Genomic DNA, 18,850 nt, shown 5'->3' with positions numbered 1-18,850 from the left:
TGGCCGCATCCGCATGGATACCCAGGCCGCCAAAGCCTACATCCTGCTGAAGCTCCGCGAGGAGCTTCCCGACCGGCGCACGTACCACAGCCTGGAGCACACGCTCGATGTGTACGCCGCGGTGATCGACATCGCCGCTCAGGAAGGCGTGGAAGGGGAGGACCTGCAGCTGCTGAAGACGGCCGCTCTGTACCATGATGCGGGCTTCACCGAGCAGGACCTTCAGCACGAGGACGGCAGTTGTGCCATCGCACGCCGCGCCCTGCCCGGATTCGGCTACGACACCGTGCAGGTGGAGCGCGTGTGCACCATGATCCAGGCCACGCGGATCCTGCACCGGCCGGAAAATAACCTGTCCCGCATCTTGTGCGACGCGGACCTGGATTACCTGGGCCGCTCGGATTTCGAGCGCATCGGCTCGTTGCTCTTCGCCGAACTGCGCGCCTACGGTGTGCTCTCCACCGAGATCGAATGGAACCGCATCCAGGTGCGCTTTCTGGAAGAGCACCGCTTCTTCACGGCCACCAATCAACGCGACCGCGAGCCGCTGAAGGCCGAGCACCTGACCGCCCTACGGCGCTGGCTGGCCGCGCACGACCCCGCTTGAACGCCGAAGGCCGGTCCTGCGACCGGCCTCCGGGTGGTGGTGCCTCCCAGAATCGAACTGGGGACACACGGATTTTCAGTCCGTTGCTCTACCAGCTGAGCTAAGGCACCCTATGTTTCGTCCGCATTCCGCCTGTAGGTCGGCGGACAAGGGCGGCAAAGATAGCAGGATGGGATCCACGGACCAACCCACCATCGACCTCGTGGTCGACATCGGCAATTCGCGGGTGAAGCTCGCCCTGTTCCACGGGGACCGGGTGCTGCGCTTCGCCCGGATCGACCGCCTCGATGCGCATGTGCTCCGTGGCTTCCTCGGCGCCGACCGGCCCACGCACATCGCCGCCGCCTCGGTGGGCGTCCCGATCGGCCCGCTGCTTCCGGTGCTCGCCACCCATGGCCCCGTGGTGGAGCTCACCGGCAGTTCGTCAGCGCCCCTGCCGAACGCATACGCGAGCCCGGGCACGCTCGGAGTGGACCGCCTGGCCAACGCGGCCGCGCTGCATGCCCTCTTCCCTGGCCGCCCCGCCCTGGCCATCGACCTGGGCACCTGCATCACCTACGACCTGGTGCTGCCCGGCTCCGGATTCGTGGGGGGCGCCATCAGCCCCGGACCCCGGATGCGCGGCCAGGCCATGCATCGCTACAGCGCCCGCCTGCCCCTGGTGGAAGACCCCGGCCGACCGGCGCTGGTGGGCACCGATACGCCGGGTGGCCTGGCCTCCGGCATCCACCATGGAGTGCGCTTCGAACTGGCCGGCATGATCGGCGAACTGGGGCAACAGCACCCCGGCCTGGCCGTTGTGCTCACCGGTGGTGCCGCACCCGCCTACGCCGCCGCCCTCAAAAGTGGCATCTTTGCCGACCCGCTCCTGACCCTTCGCGGCCTCCATGCCCTGCTTGCGCACCACCGCCACCATCCTCGCGATCCTGGGTGTGGTGGGGCTGCGGCCGATATGGGCACAGGAAAGTGATGAATCGCCCTATTCGTCCTACGGCTTCGGTGACCTGCTGAACACCAACCAGGTGGTGCAGGCCGCCATGGGCGGTGTGGGCGTGGCCGCCACCGACCCCTACAGCGTCAGCGCCCAACAGCCCGCCAGCTACGCCCACCTGCTGAAGCCCACCTTCGAGATCGGCGGCCTGGCCCGCTGGGTGCGCCTGCGTTCCGATGAGGGCGAACAACAGCGCAGCGCGGTGCGGCCGCTGGGCCTCAGCGTCGGCATCCCGTTCGCCAAGGGCAAGGCCGGTCTCGCCCTCGGCCTCTCCCCCTTCACCGATGTGGGTTACCGCATCGGGGACACCGGCACCCTGCCCGATGGCAGCTCGGTGCGCTACACCTACGAAGGCTCCGGCGGCCTGAACAAGGCCTTCGTCGGGGTGGGCACCACGGTGTGGCAGCAGCGCGATTCCCTGGGCAATGGGCACAAGCTCACCGCCGGGGGCAACTTCGTGTACCTCTTCGGTGGCATCGAACGCACCCGCAAGGCGTACTACCCCGAAGGCGCCAACTACCTCAACACGCAGGCCTTCTCGTCGCTGGTGATGCGCGGGCCCGCCGCCACCCTCGGACTCCAATACCTCGGCGACCTGCGCCGCCGCACCACGCTGGACGAGGAGCCGCTGCGCTACACGGTGGCCCTCAGCGTCGACCCCGGCTTCGCGATCAGTGCGCGCCGCACCGAGCTGGTGAACTCCTTCACGGCCACGACCACGGGTGTGGAGACCTTCCGCGACACCATCTCCTTCACCGACGGGGCCCGCGGTACCGTGGGGCTGCCCACCGCCTGGGGGCTGGGCGTGGGGCTGGTGAGCCCCACCTGGACCGTGATGGCGGAGGCCCGTCTGCGCGACTGGAGCAGCCTGCGCCTCGATGTGGAGGGGTATACCCTTCCGGAGGACCTCGGCCCCAGCATGGCCTACGCCCTCGGTGCCGCCTGGACCCCATTGGGCCTGCGCAACGGCTCCTTCCTGGGCCGCACCACGTACCGCCTCGGGTTCCGCCATGCCCAGGACTACCTGCGGGTGGGGGGGGAGGCGCTGCGCGAGACCGCCGTGAGCGCCGGCCTGTCGCTGCCGCTGATGGGCTCCATGACGCGCTCGCGGTTCAACCTCGGAGCCGACCTGGGCCAGCGCACGAGCCCCGCCGCGGGCCGGATCAGCGAGGGCTTCCTCGACCTGTACGTGGGCTTCACCATCACCCCGGACATCCGCGAGGTGTGGTTCCGCAAGCGCCGCATCGAATGAACCGGGGCGCCGGACGGCCGCTGCCCTGGCTGGTGCTTGGCGGGCTGGCCGCCGGCCCCATGGCCTGCACCAACGACCTGGACCGCGTGGCCTCCGTGGAGGTGGCCGCCGACGCGCCCGACCGCATCACCAGTGATGCGGAATACCTCTTCACCGACAGCGGGCGTCTGCAGAACCGGCTGCGTGCCGGCCGCATCGCGGAGCACCTGGCCAAGGACAGGCGCCGCACCGACCTGAGCGAGGGCGTGGAACTGGTCTTCTTCGACCGCACCGGAAGACCGGGCAGCGTGCTCACCGCCCGCCGCGGCGTCATCCTGCCGGCCGAGGACCGCATGGAGGTCAGTGAGAACGTGGTGTTCACCAACGTCCGCGGCGAGCGGTTGGAGACCGAGCACCTGGTATGGAGCCAGGACAGCGGTCGTGTGCACACCGATCGGCCGGTGCGCATCGCGCGGGGCGCCGATGTCATCCATGGCGTGGGCCTGGAGGCCAACGAGGACTTCAGCCGCTACACCGTCAAGCACATCACCGGCATCTTCGTTGTCGCCACGGGCGATACCTTCGCCACCCAGGCCCGCTGACCCGCCATGCGCAAGGTCCACCGCTTCATGGAGCACTTCTGGCTCGCCGTGGCCATCGGCACCCTGCTGGCCGCCATCTGGGCCATCGCGGTGAACGGGTGGCACGAGGGCGGCCGCTGGCTGTGGTTCCCGGTGATCGCCGCGGCCATGTGGGGCATGCGCCGCATGGTGCGCGGCAAGCTGGAGGCCATGGACGACCGGGCCCGCAAGGCCTAGGCTTTCCGCATGGCCACGGCCGACACCATCCTGCTCGTTGCCAGTCTCCTGGTGTCCGCCCTCTGTTCGGGGCTCGAGATCGCCTTCGTCACCAGCAACAAGCTCTACATCGAACTCCAGCGCAAGCAGGGCGCCTGGTGGGCCGCCCTGGTGGCGCCCCTGCTCGACCGGCCGGCCCGCGTGATCGGGGCGCTTCTGGTGGGCAACAACATCGCCTTGGTGGTCTTCGGCCTGGTGACCGCCCAGGTGCTGGAGCCCTGGCTGCGTGGCATCCACCCGAACGAGCTCTTCGTGCTGGCGGCCCAGACCGGCCTCAGCACCCTGGTGATCTTGATCCTGGCGGAGTTCCTGCCCAAGGCCGTGTTCCGCATCGACCCCAACAACAGCCTGGCCCTCTTCGCCCTGCCCCTGCGCACGCTCTATGTGCTCCTCTGGCCCATCGTGATGCTGCTCACGGGAGTGAGCCAGGGCCTGCTGCGCCTCTTCGGGGTGAAAGGACAGGCGCGCAGACCCACCTTCGGCCGGGTGGACCTCGACGAGTTCCTGCGCGAGATGAGCGCCGACGGACCCCGGCCTGAGCAGATGGACGCCGAGGTGGAGTACTTCCGGAACACCCTGGCCCTGAGCGCCACCAAGGCCCGCGATGTGATGGTGCCCCGGGCCGAGATCGAGGCCATCGAGGTCGAGGAGCCCATGGGCGTCCTGCACCAGCGCTTCGCAGAGAGCGGCCTCAGCAAAATGCTGGTCTACAAGGACAGCATCGACAACATCATCGGCTACGTGCACAGCTACGAGATGTTCCGCAAGCCCCGCACCATCCGCTCGGTGCTGCGCCCGGTGGACTTCATCCCTGGCACCATGCCGGCCGATGAGGTCCTCCAGAAGTTCACCAAGCAACGCGCCCATGTCGCCGTGGTGGTGGATGAGTTCGGGGGCACCGCAGGGCTGCTCACCATTGAGGACGTGGTGGAGACCATCGTGGGCGACATCGAGGACGAGCACGACAGCGGTGAGGGGGTGGAGGAGCGGGTGGGCGAGCATGAGTTCCTCTTCAGCGCCCGCACCGAAGTGGAGCGCCTGGTGGAAGCCCACCGCCTGGCCCTGCCCCAGAGCGAGGAGTACGACACGCTCGCAGGCCTGCTGCTGCACCACACCGGCTCGCTGCCCGAGCAGGGGCAGGTGATCGACCTGGGGCCCTTCCGCTTCACGGTGGCCCAGGTGGTCCACAGCCGCATCGACCTGGTGCGCCTGCTCGTGACCGACCCCGGGCGGGGCTATATCCCCTAAGGTCCAGCCGCCTATATTTGCACCCCTTTCAATAGAGCACCCATGGCAGTCATCGGCAAGATCCGTGAGCGCAGCGGCCTACTCCTCGTCCTGGTGGGCGGCGCCATGGTGGCCTTCATCCTCACCGACCTCTTCAGCAACCGCGGCAGCAACATCAACGACCAGGCCGTGGGCGCCATCAACGGCGAGGAGATCCCCCTGGTGCAGTTCGAGAAGCGCGTCAGCGACGAGCTCGACAGCTACCGCAACGACTTCGGGCAGACCGTGGACGGCCAGATGACCGAACAGGTCCGCAACAGTGTGTGGCAGGAGGTGGTGCGTGAGCACACCCTGCTTCGCAGCGCGGAGGAGGCCGGCTTCGGCGGCACCCTCAGCAAGGAGGAGTACGACGACATCCGCTTCGGCAACAATTTGCTGGCCGAGTTCAAGGGCAATCCCAACTTCCAGGGCCCGGACGGTCAGCCCAACAAGGACGCCCTGCGTAACTACTTCGAGAGCGTGCAGACCAACGCCCCGGTCTACCACGAGATCCAGAAGCACCGCATGATCACCAACCGGCTGATCACCAAGTACAACACCCTCGTGCGCAAGAGCGTGTTCGTCAACGCCGCCCAGGTGAAGGACGACCACATGCAGCGCAACGCCAAGGCCACCTTCAACTTCGTGGCCAAGCGCTTCGACAGCGAGCCCGACAGCCTCTACACGGTGACCGACCAGGAGCTGCGCCGCTACTACGAGGCCCACAAGGACGACAAGCGCCATGCCCAGAAGCCTTCGCGCGCCTTCGACTACGTCACCTTCCCGGTGACGGCCACCGGCGCCGACATCGAACAGCTGCGCACCGACATGGTGGCCCTGACCGACGAGATGGCCGCCGCCGCCAACGACTCCCTCTTCATCACGGCCAACAGCGAGGACCGGAGCTATGCGGTGACCCCGTACAGCCCGGGCACCGCCGACGCGCTCAACGACAGCCTCATCCAGGCCGCCGCCGTGGGCACCGTGGTGGGGCCCTTCCGCGAGGGTCTGAACTTCAAGATGGTGAAGGTGAAGGAGCTGGCCAAGGTGGAGGAGGCCCGCGTGCGCCACATCCTGCTCAGCACCCAGAGCGGCAAGGCCGAGGACGAGGTGAAGCAGCGCGCCGACAGCGTGCTCGCGGCCGTGAAGCGCAACAAGGGCGTGTTCGAGGACCTGGTGAAGAAGTACAGCGAGGACCCCGGCAGCGTGCCCAACGGTGGCGTGTACGAGTGGTTCGACCGCACCCGCATGGTGCCCGAGTTCACCAAGGCCAGCTTCGACGAGAAGGTCGGCGCCATCACCATCGCCAAGACGACCTTCGGCTATCACATCGTGGAGGTGCTGGGCCAGCGCCAGCGCGATGAGCGTCGGGTGGTGAGCCTCTCGCGCCGCATCAAGCCGCTGCCCGCCACCTACAAGGAGGTGTACAAGACGGCCAACGAGTTCAGCCTCAATCACGCCACGGCGGACAGCATGAAGGCCGCCGCGGAGCAACGCGGACTGCAGTTCATGAACGTGGACGAGCTGCGCGCCGATCAGCGCTTCGTGCCCGGCCTTCAAGAGCCCTTCAGCCTCATCAGCTGGGTGAACCGGGCCGAGGTGGGCAAGGCCAGTGAGCCCATCGAAGTGGGGGAGAGCTATGTGGTGGCCCTGCTGCGCAAGGTGCGCGCCCAGGGTCGTCCCGAACTGGATGACGTGCGGGAGGCCTTCACCCGCGAGGCCGTGAAGGAGAAGAAGGCGGAGTCCTGGACGGCGAAGATGGCCGGCAAGACCGACCTCAACGCGCTGGCCGGCGAGCTGGGCTCCGCCGTGCAGAACGCCGCCGATCTGGCCTTCAGCGCCACCAGCATCCCCGGCGGTTTCACCGAGACCGAGGTCATCGGCCACATTTTCGCCATCCCCGCCGGCGAGACCCGCGGGCCCCTCAAGGGCGATAACGCGGTGTACGTGGTGAACGCGACGGCCCTGACGCCGGCGCCCGAACTGGCCGATGTGAACGCCGAACGGACCAGCCTGCTGCAGCGCATGCAGGGCCGGGCCGAGGGCAACCTCTTCAGCGCCCTGCGCGAGGCCGCCAACGTGGTGGACGAGCGCAGCAAGTTCTACTGAGCACCGACCATCTCTTCAAGGGGCGGGCCTTTTCGGGGCCCGCTCCGCGTTTCAGCGCAGCTGCGTGAGCCGCTCGGCGTCCAACCGCACCAGGATGCCCAGCAGGATGGTGAAGCCCAGCAGCGAGCTTCCCCCGTAGCTGAAGAAAGGCAGCGGGATGCCGATCACCGGGGCCAGGCCGATGGCCATGCCCACGTTGATCATCAGGTGCAGGAAGAACACGCAGGCCACACAGTAGGCATAGATGCGTGAGAACCGGCTGCGCTGCCGGTCACTGATCTGGATGCAGCGCAGGATGAGGAGCGTGAAGAGGACCACCACCATCGTGGTGCCCAGGAAGCCCCATTCCTCGCCCACCGTGCAGAAGATGAAGTCGGTGCTCTGCATGGGCACGTACTTGTACTTCGTCAGGGTGCCCTTGAGGTAGCCCTTGCCTGTGAAACCGCCGCTGCCGATGGCCGTCTGGCTCTGTTTCACGTTGTAGCCCAGCCCCTGCGGGTCCTCCATCTGCCCGAGCATCACCAGGATGCGGTCGCGCTGATGCTGCGCCAGGCCGCTCACCAGGTGGTCCACGCTGCTGATGAAACCGATGCTGCCCAGCAGGGCGAAGAGGATGAGGCCGTAGAAGCGCTTGCGGTAGCGCCGCACCACCAGGTTGCGCACGGCCCAGAAGGCCAGCAGCGCGAACGCGGCGATCAGCGCCATCAGGAAGTACTGGCCGCCCAGCCGCGCGTCGGTGAAGGGCAGCCCGAAGCTGCTCTCCTTGAGGATCAGCGCCAGCACGCTGAGCACCGCGGCCACGATGGCGATCAGCAGGATGTTGCCGGATAGCCCTTCCCGGTAGAGCACCAGGATGAAGGCCCCGGAGACCAGCGCGGTGCCCGTGTCCGGCTGAAGCATGATGAGGGCGACCGGCGCCAGGATGAGCAGGGTGGCGATGGCGCGCGAACGCAGGTCGGCCAGGGCCTTGAGGCCGCTGAGGTAGCGCGACAGGGCGAGGCTGGTGGCGAACTTGGCGAACTCGGCGGGCTGGATGCCGAAACTGCCCACCCCGAACCAGGCCTTGGCCCCATTGACCTCCTTGCCCACCAGCAACACCAGGGCCAGCAGCACGAGCACCGCCGCGTAGATCGCCCAGGCCAGGTCTCGGAAGAAGCGGCCCTGGATGAGCAGGATGCCGGCACCCAGCACCAGGCTCGCCACGATCCACACGCTCTGGCGGCCATACTCCATGCTCTGGTCGAAGAGCCCCGGATGGTCGGGGTGGTAGGCCGCCGAGTAGATGTTGGCCCAGCCGGCGCCCATCAGCACGAGGTACAGGATCACCAGCACCGGGTCCAGATGCGCCGTGATGCGGTCGCGTGTGGTGCTCATCGCCGACGCCGGGGGGCCTTGGGTTTCTTGCGGAAGAACTTCTCCTGTGCGATGAGGTCGGCCTCCAGCATGCGCTTCTCCAGGTCGGGCCGGCTGATGCTGTCGGTGAGGTACTGCTCCATGAGCAGGCTGGCGATGGGCGCCGCCCAGGTGCCGCCGAAACCGCTGTTCTCCACGTACACGGCCATGGCGATCCGGGGATCCTCCATGGGCGCGAAGCACACGAACACCGCGTGGTCCTGGCCGTGTGGGTTCTCCGCCGTGCCCGTCTTTCCGCACACGGTGACACCGGGGATCCGTGCCTGGCGTGCGGTGCCACCCGGTTCGTTCACCACGCGCCGCATGCCCTCCTGGATCAGGTCGTACCAATGCGCATCCACGTCCGTGAAGTGCTTCTGCTCCCACTGTGGCAGCATGCTGTCCGGCCGGCCCACGGCGCGCACCACATGCGGGTCGCGGTACCAGCCCTTGTTGGCGAAGATGGCCGCCAGGTTGGCCATCTGCATGGGCACCACCAGCACCTCGCCCTGCCCGATGCTCACGCTGTAGATGGTGCTGAAGGCCCAACGTCCCTTGCCGTAGATACGGTCGTAGAACTTCGCATCCGGGATGCTGCCGCCCTTGAGCGCGGGCAGGTCCACCTGCGGGCGCTGGCCCAGACCGAACGATCGCATGCCCGTGTTCCAGTGGTCCAGGTTGATGCTGGCCGCAGTGAACCGGTCCGGGTGGTCCCCCTGCTCCATGAGCCGCTTGAACACCATGTAGAAGTATGGGTTGCACGAGTATTGGATCGCGCTCTGGATCGTGCCGGCGTTGGGGTGCCCGTGGCAGCCTACGAGGGACTTGTTGCACGGGAAACCGGTGTTCGGCGTGATGGCCGAGTCCTGCAGCGCCAGGAGCGACTGCACGATCTTGTAGATGGAGCCCGGCGGGTACTGGGCCTGCAGCGCCCGGTCGAAGAGCGGCTTCAGGCTGTCGCGCTGCAGCACTCCGTAGTTCGTGTTGCGAACCCGGCCCACGAGCAGTTCGGGGTCGTAGGTGGGGGAGGTCACCAGGCAGAGGATCTCACCCGTGGCGGGCTCGATGGCCACGATGCTGCCCTTCTTGCCTTTCATGAGGCGCTCCCCATAGGCCTGCATGCGCGCGTCGATGCTGGTGTAGAGGTGCTTCCCCTCGTGGGCCAGCGTGTCGTACAAGCCTTCGCGGAAGGGCCCCTGCACCTTGTTATGCACGTCCACCACCACGTACTTCACGCCGCGTCGCCCCCGCAGGTCCTTTTCGTAGTACTGCTCCAGGCCACCCACACCGATCACGTCGCCCGGCTTGTAGTACGGATCCTGCTCCACCTTGCGGGCGTCCACCTCGCTGAGGTAGCCCAGCAGGTGGGCGGCAATGCGCCTTGGGTAGGTGCGCAGCGTGCGGCTCTGCCCGTAGAACCCGTGGTACTTGGACAGATGCGGGGCGATGGCGGCGTACTGGTCGGCGGTGATCTGTTTCTCGAACACCGAGGGTTTGTAGCTGCTGTAGCGGCCCGCCTCGGCAATGCGGCGCTTGACCTCCTCCAGGGGCACGCCCACCAGGGTGGCGAAGGCGGTGGTGTCGAAGGCGACGACCTCGCGCGGCACCACCATGATGTCGTACACCGGTGTGTTGGCCACCAGCAGCTCCCCGTTCCGGTCCAGGATCAACCCACGCGCCGGGTAGACGGTCACCTTGCGCTCGCTGATGTTCGCGGCCTCGGCCTTCCAGTGATCGTCCACCACCTGCACCCAGAAGAGCCGGAGGAGGAACACCGAGCTGATCAGGATCACCGCGGCGATGAGGACGTATTTGCGCTCCTCGAAGTTCATGTCCGGGCCCGTCGGTCGGTGCGCATCAGGAACTGGGCCAGCAGCGCGAGCACCAGGGTGAAGGCCGCGCTGCCCACCGCGCGCAGCAGGGTGCCGCCCGCCCGGTCGAACCGGTGCAGCTCGAAGAAGAACAGCCACTGGTGGTGCACCAGCACCAGCACCCCGGCGTAGGTCAGGGTCCAGGAAAGGCCCATGTGCTGCACATCGGGGCGCATGCCGTACTCGTACCCCTCGCGCGGGGCGATGAGGCGTTGCCAGATGCCGCGGACGTACATCATCACCAGGCAGGCGGTGGTGTGCATGCCCGGTGTGTCGCTCAGCAGGTCCATCAGCCCGCCGACGGCGCCACCGGCCAGCAGCAGCGACCACGCCGGAAGCTCGAAGGGGAGCATCAGCAGGAACAGGACGTACAGGTAGGGGACCAGCCAGCCGTTCGCCACATCCAGGTGGTCCAGCACGATCACCTGCAGGGCGACGAGCACCACGAAACGCAGCAGGTTGGCGATGATGGTGGCGATCATGGGGCCTGGATGCGCGCCTCCAGCGTGTCCCGTTCCACGCGGTGCAGGTCCTTGACGAGGTACACGTGGCCGCTGCGGGTGAGGTCCTCGGTGAGCCGCACGCGGATCGTGTGGTAGTTGCTGCTCGGGTCGTTGACCACCTCGGTGACCACGCCCACATCGATGCCGGCCGGGAAGATGCCGTCGCCACCGCGCGTCACCAGGGTGTCGCCGACGGACACCGGAGCGTGCTTGGCGATGTCCAGCGCCGAGGCGGTGCGCGGATCGCCGGTGTCCCAGCTCAGCAGGCCGAAATGCCCGGTCCGTTTCAGCTGCACGCTCGTGTTCAGGTCCGGGTCGAGCACGCTGGCGGCCACGCAGAACCGGGGCCCCACCTGCCGCACCACGCCCACGATGCCATGGTCGCCGATGACGCCCATGTCGGGCGCCACACCGGCACCCGTCCCCTTGTCCAGCGTGAGGGTGTTGCGTTGCTTGTGCGTGGTGCTGTTCACCACACGGGCGGCCAGGTGCGCGTAGCGCTGCTCATGCACCGTGTCGTGGAAGGCGGTGAACCGGGCGGACACCGGGGCGTAATTGCCGCGCCCGCGCATCATCAGGTCGGCGTTGGCCCGCGCCAGCCGCTCGTTCTCCTCGCGCAGCCCGGCATAGGTGGCCACGTCCGAGCGCCAGGTGTACAGGGTGCCGATGGCGGTGTTGGCCGAACCGATGGCCCGCGACCGGTGATGCTCGTTGCCGTCCAGTGCCCAACCGTAGGCCAGGGCCATCAGCAGCAGGAAGAGCAGGGTGCTGCGGATCCGGAACAGGAAACGGAAAAGGTCGCGCATGCTAAGCCGAGTGGCGAGTACCGAGTGGCGAGTGGCGAGCGCTCCACCCTCCGGACGACGGAGCGCTCGCCATTCGCCACTCGCCGTTCATTACTCCCTCATCAGGAACTGGAACCGGTCGATGTTCTTCAGGGCGATGCCGGTGCCGCGCGCCACGGCCCGCAGCGGATCCTCGCTCACGTGCACCGGAAGCTTGGTCTTGATGCTGATGCGCTTGTCCAGCCCGCGAAGCAACGCCCCACCGCCGGCCATGTAGATGCCCGTCTTGTAGATGTCGGCGCTCAGTTCGGGCGGGGTGGCCTCCAGCGCGCTGAGGATGGCCTCCTCGATCTTGCTGATGCTCTTGTCCAGCGCCTGCGCGATCTCGCTGTAGGTGACGGTGATCTCCTTGGGGATGCCCGTCATCAGGTCGCGGCCCCGCACCGCATAGTCCGGCGGTGGGTTCTCCAGCTCGGTCATCGCCGCGCCCACCTCGATCTTGATCTGCTCGGCGGTGCGTTCGCCCACCAGGATGTTGTGCTGGCGGCGCATGTACTCCTCGATGTCCTGGGTGAACTCATCGCCCGCCACCCGGATGTTCTTGTCGCACACGATGCCGCCCAGGGCGATCACCGCGATCTCCGAGGTGCCGCCCCCGATGTCGATGATCATGTTGCCCATCGGCTCCTCCACGTCGATGCCGATGCCGATGGCCGCGGCCATCGGCTCGTGGATCAGGTACACCTCCTTGGCCCCGGCGTGCTCGGCGCTGTCGCGCACGGCGCGCTTCTCCACCTCGGTGATGCCGCTGGGGATGCAGATCACCATGCGCAGGTTGGGGGTGAAGAGCTGCCGTCCGGGCTTGATCATCTTGATCATGCCCTTGATCATCTCCTCGGCCGCCTGGAAATCGGCGATCACGCCGTCGCGGAGGGGGCGCACCGTCTTGATGTTCTCGTGCGTCTTGCCGTGCATCTGCTGCGCCTGGCGCCCGATGGCGATCACACGCCCCGTGGTGCGGTCCACCGCCACGATGCTGGGTTCATCCACCACCACCTTGTCGTTGTGGATGATCAGGGTGTTCGCCGTACCAAGGTCGATCGCGATCTCCTGGGTGAAGAAGTTGAGCAGGCCCATGCGGACGCGTCAGTGTTTGAAGTGTCGGTTGCCGGTGATGCACATGGCCATCCCGCGCTCGTCGCAGGCGGCCACGCTCTCCTGGTCCTTAATGCTGCCACCCGGTTGCACCACCGCCGCGATGCCGGCCGCACCGGCGATGGTGACACAGTCCGGGAAGGGGAAGAAGGCATCGCTCGCCATCACCGCCCCGTTAAGGGCGAAGTTGAACTTGCGCGCCTTCGCGATGGCCTGCTCCAGGGCGTCCACCCGGCTCGTCTGACCGGTGCCGCTCGCCAGGAGCTGTGCGCCCTTCGCCAGCACGATGGCGTTGCTCTTGGTGTGCTTCACCAGGATGTTGGCGAACACCAGGTCCTGCAGCTCGGCGTCCGTCGGTGCCCGGTGCGTGGCCGCGCGCATGTTCGACTCGTTGTCGACCACGCTGTCCGGAGCCTGCACCAACAGGCCGTTCAGCGCGGTGCGCCACTTGCGGGCCATCCGCCCATGGGCGAGCCGCTTGAGGATGATCCGGTTCTTCTTCCGGCGCAGCACGTCCATGGCCTCGGGAGCGTAGTCCGGTGCGCAGATGATCTCGAAGAAGATGCCGTCGATGGCCTCGGCGGTGGCCCGATCGATCGGCGCTGTGGTGACGAGCACCCCACCGAAGGCGCTCACCGGATCGCCGGCCAGCGCAGCGTCCCAGGCCTGCTTCACCGTGGGGCGCACGGCGGCACCACAGGCGTTGTTGTGCTTCAGGATGGCGAAGGGCACCCCGGGCAGCGTGGCCAGGTCGTCGATCAGCTCGAGCGCCGCGTCCAGGTCCAGCAGGTTGTTGTAGCTGAGCTCCTTGCCCTGCACCTGCTCGAACAGACCGTGCAGATCGCCGTGGAAACTGGCCGGCTGGTGGGGGTTCTCGCCATAGCGGAGCGTGTGCGCAGGCTGGCCGGTCGGCAGCGGCTGGTCCGCAGGCTCTCCGGTGAACCAGGCATGGATGGCGCGGTCGTAGCGGCTGCTGACGCCGAAGGCGAGACCGGCCAGGCGTTTGCGCTCCGACAGGTCCGTATGGCCGTTCGATCCACGCAGGATCCGCAGCAGGTCGCCGTACTGGGCCTGTGCGGCCACGATCACCACATCGGCGTGGTTCTTGGCCCCCGCCCGGATCAGGCTGATGCCGCCGATGTCGATCTTCTCGATGATGGCCTCCTCGCTGCCGCCCGCCGCCACCGTGGCCTCGAAGGGGTACAGGTCCACGATCACCAGGTCGATCGGCGGGATCGCATACTCTTCCAGCTGCGCCACATCGCTCGCGAGGTCGCGCCGCCCCAGGATGCCGCCGAACACCTTCGGGTGCAGGGTCTTCACGCGACCGCCTAGGATGCTGGGATAGCTGGTGAGGTCCTCCACGGGCACCACGGGGATGCCCAGGCCTTCGATGAATTCCTGCGTGCCACCGGTGCTGTAGAGCGTGACCCCGAGCCGATGCAGTTCCTGGACGATGGGCTCCAGCCCGTCCTTGTGATAGACCGATATCAGTGCGCTGCCAATGCGCTTTGTTCCGCTCAACGTACCCGGTGGTGGAGGATGGGCGCAAGTTTACGCCACGGCCAAGGGCACCTGATGGCCCGCACGGTCACGTTGCCCAGAGGTTACGAACAAGGTTGCCCACGGTCAGCGGGCGCGCAGCCCGAGCCGTTCGCGCACCCGGGCCAGGGTGGCGGTGGCCACAGTGCGCGCCTTGTCGGCACCGACGCGCAACTGCCGATCCAACTCGCCGCGATCGGCCATCAGCCGGTCGTACGTGTCCCGCTCGGTGCGGAACCCGTCGAGCAGCGCGGCGAGCAGGTCCTTCTTGGCATGGCCGTAGCCGTAGCCGCCTGCGCGGAACTTCCCGGCCATGTCGGCCACCGCGTCTGTCGGCGCCACCAGCTTGTACAAGCGGTACACCGTGTTCGCCTCGGGATCCTTCGGTGCCTCCAAGGGCGCGCTGTCCGTCACGATGCCCATCACCTCCTGCTTCAGCTCCTTCTCGGGGGCGAACGGGCGGATGAGGTTCCCCCGGCTCTTGCTCATCTTCTCCCCATCGGTGCCGGGTACGATCATCACGTCCTCGTCGATGCGCGCATCGGGCAGCACGAAGGTGTCGCCCATCTGGTGGTTGAACCGCTCGGCCACGTCCCGCGTGAACTCCAGATGCTGCTTCTGGTCCTTGCCCACCGGCACCACCTCCGCATCGTACAGCAGGATGTCGGCCGCCATCAGCATCGGGTAGGTGAAGAGCCCGCCGTTCACATCCTCCAACCGGTCGGCCTTGTCCTTGAAGCTGTGCGCCAGCGCCAGGCGCGAGTAGGGGAAGAAGCAGCTGAGGTACCAGGCCAGTTCGGTCACTTCGGGCACGTCGCTCTGGCGGTAGAACATGGTGCGCGCCGGGTCCAGCCCGCAGGCCAGCCACGCGGCCGCCACACGGTCGGTGTTCTCGCGCATGGCCGCGGGGTCCTTCACCTGGGTGAGGGCGTGCAGGTCGGCGATGAACAGGAAGGAGCCGCCCGCGCCACGGTCCGCCAAGGATACCGCAGGGCGGATGGCGCCCAGCACGTTGCCGAGATGCGGGGTGCCGGTGCTCTGGATGCCGGTGAGGACGCGGGTCATGGGTCGGGGCCCGCGAAGATAGCCGGTTAGCTTTGCGGCCTTTCCCCGACCATGCCTGCGCATCCGCACCATGACCGCCCGGCCATCCGCACGGGCGAGGAGCGCAGGAGCCCCGTGCTCAAATGGCTTTTCGCCCCCCTGCGGCTCGCGTACAAGCTGTGGTTCGGCCTGCTGTTCTGGCTCAGCCTGCTGGTGCTGTACGTTCCGTTCAAGCTGCTGCTGCGACGGCCGAAGGGCTACCGGGCCGCCTTCCGGTTGAAGCGCGTGTGGGGCGCCTTCCTGCACTGGGCCGGGCTCTTTCCCCAGCACATCACCTGGCGCGGGCCCCTGCCCGAGCCGCCCTACGTGGTGGTGAGCAACCACAGCAGCTACATCGACATCGTGCAGATGTTCAACCTCGTGCCGCACTACTTCCTGATGATGGGTAAATACGAGCTGCAGCGTTGGCCGTTGTTCCGCATCTTCTTCAAGGACATGGACATCGCCGTGAACCGCGGCAGCCATGTGGAAGCGGCGAAGGCCTTCCGCCGCGCCGCCAAGGCCCTGGACAGCGGGGCCTGCGTGGTGCTCTTCCCCGAGGGCACCATCCCGCACACTGTGCCGCGCATGAAGCCGTTCAAGGACGGCGCCTTCCGGCTGGCCATCGAGAAACAGGTGCCCGTGGTGCCGGTCACCTTCCTCAACCATTGGCGCCTGTTCGGCGATCCGGAGGACCTGCTGAGCCGCGGCCATCCCGGCATCAGCCGCGCCGTGGTGCACTCCGCCGTGCACACCACCGGCCTGCAGGACAGCGATGTGGTAGCTTTGCGCCACCGCGTGTTCGACCTCATCGAAGCGCCGCTGTTGGAGCATGAAGCTGGATGACGCTACCCTGGACCGCATCGCCGAACTGGCGCGGCTGGACTTCAGCGACCCCGCCCGGCGTGCAGCGATCCTCAAGGACATGGAGCGCGTGCTGTCCTTCGTGGAGCAGCTCAACCAGGTGGACACCCGCGGGGTGGAGCCCCTGGTGTTCATGACCGAGGAGGAGAACGTGCTGCGCGACGATGTGGCCCTTCCGGGCGTCAGCAAGCAGGACGCCCTGCGCAACGCCCCGGTGAAGGACAGCGACTACTTCAAGGTGCCGCGCGTGGTGGACAAGGGCTGAGCGATCAGCGCCGGGGTCCGCCGCTCATGGCCAGAGGTGCGGCGACCTGCTCCTCCTCCTCCGTGGGTGCGGGGAACACGGTGTCCGTGTCCCAACGGGCCCTCGGCCGCCGGGCCAGGTCCTTCGCCCCGAAGAGGAGAGGCAGCGTGGCGCAGAAGGCTATGAACACCCAACTGTAGGCCACGATGTAGTGCTGGTCGTTGGTGACCGCGAAGAGCACCGGGGTGACGAAGAAGGCGGTGTTGCTGATGATCTGCATCACGAGCAGTACCAGCCCGCTGCGCGTCATGTTGTACGCCCAGGTGAGCATGATGCCAAGGCCCAGCATGCAGCCCATGAAGACCGCCACCGGATACCCCGGGGGCACCCCCTCGTTGATGATCAGCATGGGCAGGTACCACATGCCCCAGCAGAACCCGATGATCAGGGCCGAGGTGAGCGCATTGTACCGCATCTGTAGACGGGTGACGCCGAACTTCATCCAGGAGGTCTCCTCCATCAGGGCGATGTAGATGATCGCCGGCAGGTTGATCGCCCAGCCTTCCCAGAACCGATCGACGTAGTAGCCCGGGAAGGTGCCGTAGATCAGGAACACGAACCCGATGGCGAGGTAGGCGTTGATGAACTTCCAGGTGAAGGCCAGCATGTACCACCGCCCCGGCACCTTCCATCGGGTGTATGCGGCGAAGAGCTTGCCCACCCCTTTGCCGCCCTCCAGGTAGTAGGTGACGGCCAGGCAGACCAGCAGCGGGCCGATCAGCCGCAGGCGGAACACCATGTGCGCGGTCTCGTCCTCGGTGACGTGCAACCCCGCCGGGGTGATGAGCATGACGACGCCGATGAGGCCCCACTGCAGGATCCAGGTGAGCACCACGAAGGTGAACACCGGATTTCGTGTGACGAATGCACGCATGGGTTCGATGAACGAGGTGCGAAGATAGACGAAAGAAGAAAGTTGTCAACAGGTGTTGATAACCCGGATTGATTATTTAACACATTCATATCCAAGGCGTTGCTTGGTCATCTGTCCCGCGACCGCTCGTCCTGCCCCGGCCAGTACCTTCGCCGCCCACCAGCCCCGGCACCCATGTACGGCTCCCTCCAGCACCACCTACAGCGTGAATTGAAGGCCATCGACGAGGCCGGCCTGTTCAAGCGCGAGCGCATCATCACCAGTGAGCAGGGCGCCGAGATCACGGTGAACGGCCGGCAGGTGCTCAACTTCTGTGCGAACAACTACCTGGGGCTCAGTTCACATCCCGAGGTGGTGAAGGCCGCCCACGCGACCCTCGACACCCACGGGTATGGGATGAGCAGCGTGCGATTCATCTGCGGCACGCAGGACATCCATAAGGAGCTCGAGCACAAGCTCGCGGAGTTCCACGGTACGGAGGACACCATCCTCTACGCGGCCTGCTTCGATGCGAACGGCGGCGTGTTCGAGCCCCTGCTGGGTGAGGAGGACGCCATCATCAGCGATGCGCTCAACCACGCGAGCATCATCGACGGGGTGCGGCTGTGCAAGGCGAAGCGGTACCGCTATGCCAACAACGACATGGCCGACCTAGAGCAGCAGCTCAAAGCGGCCCGCGCCGATGGGTGCCGCCACATCGTCGTGGTCACCGACGGGGTGTTCAGCATGGACGGCATCGTGGCCGACCTCAAGGGCATTTGCGACCTGGCCGACCGCTACGAGGCGTTGGTGATGGTCGATGAGTGCCACGCGGCCGGCTTCATCGGCACGACGGGGCGCGGCAGCGTGGAGCACTGCGGAGTGATGGGCCGCGTGGACATCATCACCGGTACTCTGGGCAAGGCCCTGGGCGGGGCCATGGGCGGCTACACCACAGGCCGCAAGGAGATCATCGAGATGCTTCGACAGCGCAGCCGGCCCTACCTCTTCAGCAACTCCCTGGCCCCGGCCATCGTGGGTGCCAGCATCGCCGTGATCGACCTGCTGAGCCGCAGCACCGAGCTGCGCGACCGGCTGGAGGCCAACGTGCTGCGCTTCCGCTCCGGCATCGAGGCCCTGGGCTTCGCCACCCGCGGGGCCGGTGCCGCGATCGTCCCCGTGATGCTGGGCGATGCCCGCCTGAGCCAGGTGATGGCCGACCGGCTGCTGGAGGAGGGCATCTATGTGATCGGCTTCTTCTACCCCGTGGTGCCGAAGGACACGGCGCGGATCCGCGTACAGCTGAGCGCGGCCCACACCGACGCCCACATCGACCAGGCCCTGGCGGCCTTCGGCAAGGTGGGCCGCGAGCTGGGCGTCATCGCCTGACCCGGACCGGGATTTCCCTTTTGGCGGCGTTCCGCTTAACTTCCCCGA

The 18,850-nt window shown here is 66.9% G+C and carries 18 protein-coding genes and 1 tRNA gene; 10 read left to right on the top strand and 9 right to left on the bottom strand.

Going from position 1 to position 18,850, the window contains the following annotated elements:
- The first annotated feature begins 13 nt into the window (after positions 1–13).
- Positions 14–607 (top strand): HD domain-containing protein, encoded by a 594-nt coding sequence (locus tag IPJ87_12695; GenBank protein MBK7942711.1) that lies wholly within the window; start codon positions 14–16, stop codon positions 605–607.
- Between the two features lie 34 nt (positions 608–641).
- Here the strand turns inward: IPJ87_12695 and IPJ87_12690 are convergent.
- Positions 642–717: transfer RNA gene (locus IPJ87_12690), tRNA-Phe, on the bottom strand.
- 59 nt (positions 718–776) lie between these two features.
- Between IPJ87_12690 and IPJ87_12685 the strand changes: the two genes are divergently transcribed.
- Genes IPJ87_12685 through IPJ87_12660 form a run of 6 tightly spaced genes read left to right on the top strand, consistent with a single transcriptional unit; the run spans position 777 to position 7,061 of the window.
- Positions 777–1,577 (top strand): type III pantothenate kinase, encoded by an 801-nt coding sequence (locus IPJ87_12685; protein ID MBK7942710.1) that lies wholly within the window; start codon positions 777–779, stop codon positions 1,575–1,577.
- Positions 1,495–2,850, top strand: a complete 1,356-nt coding sequence (locus tag IPJ87_12680) for a hypothetical protein (protein ID MBK7942709.1) — start codon at positions 1,495–1,497, stop codon at positions 2,848–2,850. Before IPJ87_12685 ends, IPJ87_12680 begins: the two co-directional genes overlap by 83 nt.
- Positions 2,847–3,431 carry an LPS export ABC transporter periplasmic protein LptC gene (gene lptC, locus IPJ87_12675; protein ID MBK7942708.1) on the top strand — a complete coding sequence of 195 codons (585 nt, stop codon included), beginning with the start codon at positions 2,847–2,849 and terminating at the stop codon, positions 3,429–3,431. Before IPJ87_12680 ends, lptC begins: the two co-directional genes overlap by 4 nt.
- Before the next feature lie 6 nt (positions 3,432–3,437).
- Positions 3,438–3,647, top strand: coding sequence for a hypothetical protein (locus IPJ87_12670; GenBank protein MBK7942707.1), 210 nt, complete (start codon positions 3,438–3,440; stop codon positions 3,645–3,647).
- Between the two features lie 9 nt (positions 3,648–3,656).
- Positions 3,657–4,934 carry an HlyC/CorC family transporter gene (locus IPJ87_12665; GenBank protein ID MBK7942706.1) on the top strand — a complete coding sequence of 426 codons (1,278 nt, stop codon included), beginning with the start codon at positions 3,657–3,659 and terminating at the stop codon, positions 4,932–4,934.
- 42 nt (positions 4,935–4,976) lie between these two features.
- Positions 4,977–7,061 (top strand): peptidylprolyl isomerase, encoded by a 2,085-nt coding sequence (locus IPJ87_12660; protein ID MBK7942705.1) that lies wholly within the window; start codon positions 4,977–4,979, stop codon positions 7,059–7,061.
- 51 nt (positions 7,062–7,112) lie between these two features.
- On the opposite strand, the gene rodA is transcribed toward IPJ87_12660, so the two are convergent.
- The 7 genes from rodA to trpS form a co-directional block, all read right to left on the bottom strand.
- Positions 7,113–8,435, bottom strand: a complete 1,323-nt coding sequence (rodA, locus tag IPJ87_12655; GenBank protein ID MBK7942704.1) for a rod shape-determining protein RodA — start codon at positions 8,433–8,435, stop codon at positions 7,113–7,115.
- Positions 8,432–10,285: a penicillin-binding protein 2 gene (mrdA, locus tag IPJ87_12650; protein MBK7942703.1), complete on the bottom strand. Its 1,854-nt coding sequence runs from the start codon at positions 10,283–10,285 to the stop codon at positions 8,432–8,434. Before mrdA ends, rodA begins: the two co-directional genes overlap by 4 nt.
- Positions 10,282–10,806: a rod shape-determining protein MreD gene (gene mreD, locus IPJ87_12645; GenBank protein MBK7942702.1), complete on the bottom strand. Its 525-nt coding sequence runs from the start codon at positions 10,804–10,806 to the stop codon at positions 10,282–10,284. Before mreD ends, mrdA begins: the two co-directional genes overlap by 4 nt.
- Positions 10,803–11,633, bottom strand: a complete 831-nt coding sequence (locus tag IPJ87_12640) for a rod shape-determining protein MreC (protein MBK7942701.1) — start codon at positions 11,631–11,633, stop codon at positions 10,803–10,805. Before IPJ87_12640 ends, mreD begins: the two co-directional genes overlap by 4 nt.
- A gap of 90 nt (positions 11,634–11,723) precedes the next feature.
- A complete protein-coding gene (locus IPJ87_12635) occupies positions 11,724–12,749 on the bottom strand; it encodes a rod shape-determining protein (protein ID MBK7942700.1) in 1,026 nt (341 codons plus the stop codon).
- 9 nt (positions 12,750–12,758) lie between these two features.
- On the bottom strand, positions 12,759–14,291 hold the full coding sequence (gene purH / locus IPJ87_12630; GenBank protein ID MBK7942699.1) for a bifunctional phosphoribosylaminoimidazolecarboxamide formyltransferase/IMP cyclohydrolase: 1,533 nt from the start codon (positions 14,289–14,291) through the stop codon (positions 12,759–12,761).
- Positions 14,292–14,396: 105 nt separating this feature from the next.
- Positions 14,397–15,374, bottom strand: coding sequence for a tryptophan--tRNA ligase (gene trpS / locus IPJ87_12625; GenBank protein MBK7942698.1), 978 nt, complete (start codon positions 15,372–15,374; stop codon positions 14,397–14,399).
- Between the two features lie 51 nt (positions 15,375–15,425).
- On the opposite strand from trpS, the gene IPJ87_12620 reads away from it, so the two are divergent.
- Positions 15,426–16,238 carry a 1-acyl-sn-glycerol-3-phosphate acyltransferase gene (locus IPJ87_12620; protein ID MBK7942697.1) on the top strand — a complete coding sequence of 271 codons (813 nt, stop codon included), beginning with the start codon at positions 15,426–15,428 and terminating at the stop codon, positions 16,236–16,238.
- Positions 16,225–16,521: an Asp-tRNA(Asn)/Glu-tRNA(Gln) amidotransferase subunit GatC gene (gene gatC / locus IPJ87_12615; protein ID MBK7942696.1), complete on the top strand. Its 297-nt coding sequence runs from the start codon at positions 16,225–16,227 to the stop codon at positions 16,519–16,521. Before IPJ87_12620 ends, gatC begins: the two co-directional genes overlap by 14 nt.
- A gap of 4 nt (positions 16,522–16,525) precedes the next feature.
- Here gatC and IPJ87_12610 read toward each other — a convergent pair whose 3' ends face one another.
- Positions 16,526–17,434: a hypothetical protein gene (locus IPJ87_12610; GenBank protein MBK7942695.1), complete on the bottom strand. Its 909-nt coding sequence runs from the start codon at positions 17,432–17,434 to the stop codon at positions 16,526–16,528.
- Positions 17,435–17,608: 174 nt separating this feature from the next.
- Here IPJ87_12610 and kbl point away from each other — a divergent pair, with 174 nt between their 5' ends.
- Positions 17,609–18,802, top strand: a complete 1,194-nt coding sequence (gene kbl / locus IPJ87_12605; GenBank protein ID MBK7942694.1) for a glycine C-acetyltransferase — start codon at positions 17,609–17,611, stop codon at positions 18,800–18,802.
- Positions 18,803–18,850 lie beyond the last annotated feature (48 nt).

Source organism: Flavobacteriales bacterium, from assembly GCA_016713875.1.
GTDB lineage: Bacteria > Bacteroidota > Bacteroidia > Flavobacteriales_F > PHOS-HE28 > PHOS-HE28.
Note: the sequence above shows the minus strand (reverse complement) of the source record. Positions and strands in the feature narration are given on the sequence as shown.

Bases quoted from the DNA above. Each gene is read 5' to 3' on its own strand.
- IPJ87_12660 (MBK7942705.1), top strand. From the start codon at position 4,977: ATGGCAGTCATCGGCAAGATCCGTGAGCGCAGCGGCCTACTCCTCGTC.
- trpS (MBK7942698.1), bottom strand. From the start codon at position 15,374: ATGACCCGCGTCCTCACCGGCATCCAGAGCACCGGCACCCCGCATCTC.
- kbl (MBK7942694.1), top strand. From the start codon at position 17,609: ATGTACGGCTCCCTCCAGCACCACCTACAGCGTGAATTGAAGGCCATC.
- IPJ87_12610 (MBK7942695.1), bottom strand. From the start codon at position 17,434: ATGCGTGCATTCGTCACACGAAATCCGGTGTTCACCTTCGTGGTGCTC.
- mrdA (MBK7942703.1), bottom strand. From the start codon at position 10,285: ATGAACTTCGAGGAGCGCAAATACGTCCTCATCGCCGCGGTGATCCTG.
- IPJ87_12670 (MBK7942707.1), top strand. From the start codon at position 3,438: ATGCGCAAGGTCCACCGCTTCATGGAGCACTTCTGGCTCGCCGTGGCC.
- IPJ87_12695 (MBK7942711.1), top strand. From the start codon at position 14: ATGGATACCCAGGCCGCCAAAGCCTACATCCTGCTGAAGCTCCGCGAG.
- IPJ87_12635 (MBK7942700.1), bottom strand. From the start codon at position 12,749: ATGGGCCTGCTCAACTTCTTCACCCAGGAGATCGCGATCGACCTTGGT.
- IPJ87_12620 (MBK7942697.1), top strand. From the start codon at position 15,426: ATGCCTGCGCATCCGCACCATGACCGCCCGGCCATCCGCACGGGCGAG.
- mreD (MBK7942702.1), bottom strand. From the start codon at position 10,806: ATGATCGCCACCATCATCGCCAACCTGCTGCGTTTCGTGGTGCTCGTC.
- IPJ87_12680 (MBK7942709.1), top strand. From the start codon at position 1,495: ATGCCCTGCTTGCGCACCACCGCCACCATCCTCGCGATCCTGGGTGTG.
- IPJ87_12685 (MBK7942710.1), top strand. From the start codon at position 777: ATGGGATCCACGGACCAACCCACCATCGACCTCGTGGTCGACATCGGC.
- gatC (MBK7942696.1), top strand. From the start codon at position 16,225: ATGAAGCTGGATGACGCTACCCTGGACCGCATCGCCGAACTGGCGCGG.
- lptC (MBK7942708.1), top strand. From the start codon at position 2,847: ATGAACCGGGGCGCCGGACGGCCGCTGCCCTGGCTGGTGCTTGGCGGG.
- rodA (MBK7942704.1), bottom strand. From the start codon at position 8,435: ATGAGCACCACACGCGACCGCATCACGGCGCATCTGGACCCGGTGCTG.
- IPJ87_12665 (MBK7942706.1), top strand. From the start codon at position 3,657: ATGGCCACGGCCGACACCATCCTGCTCGTTGCCAGTCTCCTGGTGTCC.
- IPJ87_12640 (MBK7942701.1), bottom strand. From the start codon at position 11,633: ATGCGCGACCTTTTCCGTTTCCTGTTCCGGATCCGCAGCACCCTGCTC.